Raw genomic sequence first — 446 nt, forward strand, 5'->3', positions numbered from 1 at the left:
CCACCGTGCTGGCGCTGGCCCTTGGCCTGCTGGCAGCCTGGGCGATTACCCGGCAGATCGTCGTGCCCCTGCGCCAGACCCTGAGCGCCGCCGAGCGGGTAGCCAGCGGCGACCTCAGCCACAACCTGCCGGTAGACCGCCGTGACGAGCTGGGCCAGTTGCAAGCCAGCATGCAGCGCATGACCCAAGGCTTGCGCGAGCTGATCGGTGGCATCGGCGATGGGGTAACGCAGATCGCCAGTGCGGCCGAGCAACTGTCGGCGGTGACCGAGCAGACCAGCGCCGGGGTCAACAACCAGAAGGTCGAGACCGATCAGGTGGCGACTGCCATGAACCAGATGACGGCGACCGTGCACGACGTGGCACGCAACGCCGAGCAAGCCTCGGAAGCGGCCTTGATGGCCGACCAGCAGGCCCGTGAAGGTGACCGGGTGGTGGGCGAAGCG

At 68.4% G+C, this 446-nt stretch carries 1 protein-coding gene; it reads left to right on the plus strand.

The features are described 5' to 3' along the window. Nucleotides 1-446: methyl-accepting chemotaxis protein (locus tag GYA94_RS26385; protein WP_161893422.1), on the plus strand; the 446-nt coding region annotated here is incomplete at both ends.

The sequence above is a fragment of the Pseudomonas juntendi genome (genome assembly GCF_009932375.1).
Lineage (GTDB): Bacteria > Pseudomonadota > Gammaproteobacteria > Pseudomonadales > Pseudomonadaceae > Aquipseudomonas > Aquipseudomonas juntendi.